Raw genomic sequence first — 4,539 nt, 5'->3', positions numbered from 1 at the left:
CATTCCCCGCCAAAGGCATCGTGGTAATCCACCGGTAACGTCGTGAATTTTTGGGGCGGTGTCAGTTGCCATTCATCTGGTGAAGAACGCTGAAACTCCCGCTCTCCCCAGACATGCAGGGTTTTATCGATCAGCGCCTGCCCATCACGCGTGGTGACCTGTAACCGGACAGGTATTTTTTCACAGGCTTCACCCGCTGGCGCATAGGCGACACCATTGACAATCACATCACATTTGAATTTCAGCGGCGCTAAATCACTTTCCTGCAAAACCGATGACCGGTTCATTTCGCCGGAAAAGCTATCCTGTACCGTCAGTTCGCCATAAGGGGCGGCCAGTACAGGCTGGTAATGCCCCGAACCCACAGGCTGGAGCTGGTAGACGATTTTCATGGCAACAACATGATATTCCTCGTCTTCGGTATCCAGCATTTTGTAATTAATGACAGAAAACGGGGTCAGATTTCTGAATTCCATTGTTTGGCTCCTTAGTTCAGGTCAATGTCCTGCGCACTGATTTGGATGGCATCAGCAGCGTCAAACAGGAATTTAGTGCCCTGGATAGTGACATTGCCGAACTTGTCCATCCGCAGACAGCTGCTGCCGCAACGCAGTTCAATCACATCGCCGACCGTAATGGCTAACGATTCGCCGACCGTGTGCGTATGAGTGATCCCGACGTCCTCTTCCTTGTGCTCGAAAACATTGATGGTCTGGTTTTTTTCGACGGTTTCACTGTGGCTGGCCAGCACATGGGTTTCGCGGTTGTTGAGCACAGTGGTTTTCATGTCTTTTTGGGCATGAATAAACACTTCCTCGCTGCCTTTCGCATCTTCAAAGCGCAGTTCGTTGAAGCCTTCCCCTTTGTGGGTTTTGGTCTTAAACGTGGTGCGGGTCTTCGCGGCGGGTAAATCCAGTGGCGGGCGGTTGACGGCGTTATAGACACTGCCGGTCACTATCGGCCGGTCAATATCGCCATTAAGGTAAGAAACTATCACTTCCTGCCCGATGCGCGGGATGGCCATAAAGCCAAAACCGTTGCCATTCCAGCCCTGGGCCACCCGCACCCAGCAAGACGCGCTGTCATCGGCTTTGTCGTAGCGGTTCCAGTGAAAATGGACTTTAATCGCGCCGTCTTTGTTGACGAAGATTTCTTCCCCTTCCGGCCCGACCACGGTGGCACTCTCATCCCCGTCTGCCAGAGGCTTGTAATGAAACGGCGGTCGCCAGTCGGCATAGCCATCGATAAAACTGAAGTCATTGCTGAGTGTGGTGCCTTCGCCACCATTGTCCCCCAGTACCTGCGGGCAGCGCCCCTGATGGCTGATCCCGACAATCTGCCAGCAGGTATTGAGCGGGGTATGGGGATGGGCGGCAATGTTGAAAATTTGCCCCGGCATCAGTTTGATGCAGTTACTTTGCCCGTTGCCACTCTGCATCTGGTTTTTCAGGGCTTCATGACGGTACTTAACGAACGGTCTGGCTTCGGCATCCTTCTGAAAACGGCCATAACTCTCGTAAACTGTATACGGCGTCAGTGTGCCGAAGGCCTGATAATCAGGGTGGCTTTCCAGATGGGAGAGCGCGTAAAACGGCCGTTCGGGATTGAAATCCTTATTGATGGTGCGTTGAGGCGTCATCCCCACCCCCAGGCGAACCTGATAAATCGTATCAATTCCGTGCGCCGTTTCTGGCTGGGCGTTGTAAGTCAGTGTCAGGTCTGCCGCCATAGGCAGATGGCTGTCACTGAAAAACAGAATTTCATCCTCAAACCAGAAGCTGATCCCCTCTTCAGCGGCTAACCGGCAAAAAAAAGCATAATCGGATTCCCGCTTTTGGGTGATGTATTCCCGGCTTTGATGGGCATCTTCCAATTTTGAATCTGCGCGAACATGGTGTTTTTTCAGCAACAGCTTCAGGATATCCGGCACACTTTGCCGGTGATAAATACGGCTGTCCTGATTGAGTGTCAGTCGCCAGAGGGACGGGCGCACCGTCAAGGTATACAGGATTTTGTTACCATCGGTGCCGCACCAGTCAGCATGGGAAATGATCCCTGTGATTTTGCGTTGCTCCAGCATACCGTGGAAGATTTGCAGTACCGCTTCCTGCATCAACAGCGCGGTTAAATCGATTTCCGGCTTCGGGATAAAGGGATTGCCGGGCAGGGACTGAACCAGCGTTAGGTTCAGGGTAAACAACTCGGAAAGCCCTTCCCGCAGGGAAAAATCGGCTACTGCAAATGTGCCCTCAGGTAACCCTCCTATCTGGCAAACAAAACGTAATCCACTTTTTAGCATGATTGTGTCCTTCATTTTCGGTTTCATCTCATATCTCATTACATTTCACTGCGCAGCCCGAGTTGGTGCGGAAATACCCATAACGCCGTCTGTTCATCCTGCCGATAAATTTCCAGCATGACGAAGTTATTCCGGACAACAAAGCTCGCCAGCAGTTGGTCGATCACCCGACAGAACTGGTACATGATGCCGTCATTTTCATAACAGGCCGGATTAAGATGCACATGCAGGGTGTTGCCATTAATCACGCCCCCCTTTCTCCCTGGACCGTGGTCAAGACGGCTGTCAAACCGGGCGTCCAGATGCACAATCCCGTCAATATGTTGCTGCATCCGGCGGCTGAGCGCACGATCATGTCCGGTATAACAATCATACAAACGCAGAAAATTTTTCAGGGACGCGGTATTGAAAAGCAAAAACGGCGTGTGGTTGAGCTTATCAATCAGCGCCCAGTCTGATTTTCCCATCACCATGGGCGGAAAATCCGGTGACACGGGGGTGATATTGCTGGCACGCAGATGAGAAGGCACCGATTCCTGGGATTCGGTGATAGTCCCGGGTTCCAATGTCATGGCCTGCGTATGGTAGCCGATGAAGTGTGCACAAACCGGCTGGGATGGCAGTCTGGTGGCCTCTTTTCCGTCCGCCCCCAGAAAATATAGCCGGTTCTGGATACGCCCAAGCAGATCGATGGAGAGCCGGGGCTGGAAATAGAGATTATCGGGGTGCCCTTCATCACGCAGCCAGCCACTTTTCTCGTGGAACTGAGTCACAGGCTGGAAATGCAGGGCTTGAGCGTGAGATTGTTTTCCGCCGGGTTGTCTGGCCGTTTGGACACCCTGTAACCGGAATAACCGCTCAGTCTCTGATAAAGGAAGGGGATAATGCGCGTGATTTTCCGCCAGCGGGATCGGCGGGCTGACCATCATTTCCAGATGCACAGCGGGCACACAGCCTAACTGGAACGCATCGCCCAGTGTCTCCAGCGGCAGTTCGCCTTCCAGCCTGAATATCAGTTCAAATGACCCGTCGCGGTTTAACGGCAACTCGCGGTAATCCCGCGCATCGACGGTCACAAAATCAAAAACATGAGGCAGACAGTAGTATTCCGTCATCCGTTGCAGACGGTCAAAATGGTTATTGTTTGTGGGCAGTATACTGTGATGGTCATGAGCATCACATCCGTACAACTGGCTGTATCTGAGCCTTTTTTCTTCGTTTTGCGTGCGCAGGTAAATATTATCGAGATGCCGTTCCAGCCACAGACTCAGCTGAGCTGCCCGTTCACGGTCTGTGCCGAGAAAAAATTGCAGTAATCCCACCTGCCAACGGTCTGAAGCCACGCCTGTTTGGCGCAATGCCACAATGATCTCGCTGTATTTCCGTGTTTTTTGGATCTGCTTATCCAGGACAATAAAAGGCTCAATATGCAGGGGACGGCAGGTGTGAAACCGTAAACTGTGTTCCCCCTCAGCGGGGGTTACCGGTACGCCCTGAGGGATATCGACGGCACCCTGATGAACGCCCTGATGGGGCGTGAATTGGATGATGGTCGTCGGTGGCACAGGGCGCAGGGTATGCGGCCAGATGCGCTCCAGCATTTCATGGGTGACTTGCGGAAAGCTGTCTTCAACGGTGCTGCGCACATTTGAGGTTAATAATGAAAAACCCTCAAACAGGCGTTCAATATCCGGATCATGAGGGTTATTCAGAAAAGGTTCCAGATGCGGAAACTCCGCTGCCATCAACTTGGCTTTCTCACGCAAATAGGCCCGCTCTTGCAGGTACAGCGATCCCTTATTGTTTTTCATTGATTGCCATCTCTTATGTTAAGACGAATAATTAATCGGCATATTTTTGAGGAAGTTTATATTAAATGAAGATGTTAAAAGAAAAGGTTGCCTGTTACACAAATTGATTAATTAAAAAGGTTAATCTCATTATTTTTTATAATACAGGGGGAATGGGATGGGCGGTGTCGGTTCTTTTTTGCCACAGGCAAAAAAGAATTGTTTGCTGACTTATCCGGATTTTTTCCGCACGCTTTCCGTCTGTGTTCAGAGACGGGCAGGTGGGAATGAGAAAGCGCTGTACCTTATTATTCTGGCTGGGATGGATGCTCGCATCAGCGGGTCAGGCCAAAACGGTGATTTATACTGACAGTCAACATCCTCCCGTCAACCTTTCCCCGGACACACAAATTGTCTGGCTGGAGGCGACTGAACAACATCAGAGACAAA

3 protein-coding genes are annotated in these 4,539 nt (G+C 51.4%); all 3 read right to left on the bottom strand.

The annotated features are described in order from the left end of the window. Positions 1-476, bottom strand: a 476-nt coding sequence (locus ABLA76_RS17630) for a DUF2169 domain-containing protein (protein ID WP_348988902.1), incomplete at its 3' end; no start/stop codon positions are given. Between the two features lie 11 nt (positions 477-487). Further along, positions 488-2,326 (bottom strand): type VI secretion system tip protein TssI/VgrG, encoded by a 1,839-nt coding sequence (gene tssI, locus ABLA76_RS17625; RefSeq protein ID WP_348988901.1) that lies wholly within the window; start codon positions 2,324-2,326, stop codon positions 488-490. A gap of 11 nt (positions 2,327-2,337) precedes the next feature. Continuing rightward, on the bottom strand, positions 2,338-4,110 hold the full coding sequence (locus ABLA76_RS17620; protein ID WP_348988900.1) for a type VI secretion system baseplate subunit TssF: 1,773 nt from the start codon (positions 4,108-4,110) through the stop codon (positions 2,338-2,340). Between the last annotated feature and the right edge of the window lie 429 nt (positions 4,111-4,539).

This window comes from Xenorhabdus sp. SGI240, assembly GCF_040081915.1.
GTDB lineage: Bacteria > Pseudomonadota > Gammaproteobacteria > Enterobacterales > Enterobacteriaceae > Xenorhabdus > Xenorhabdus bakwenae.
This window is presented reverse-complemented; position numbering and strand designations above follow the sequence as displayed.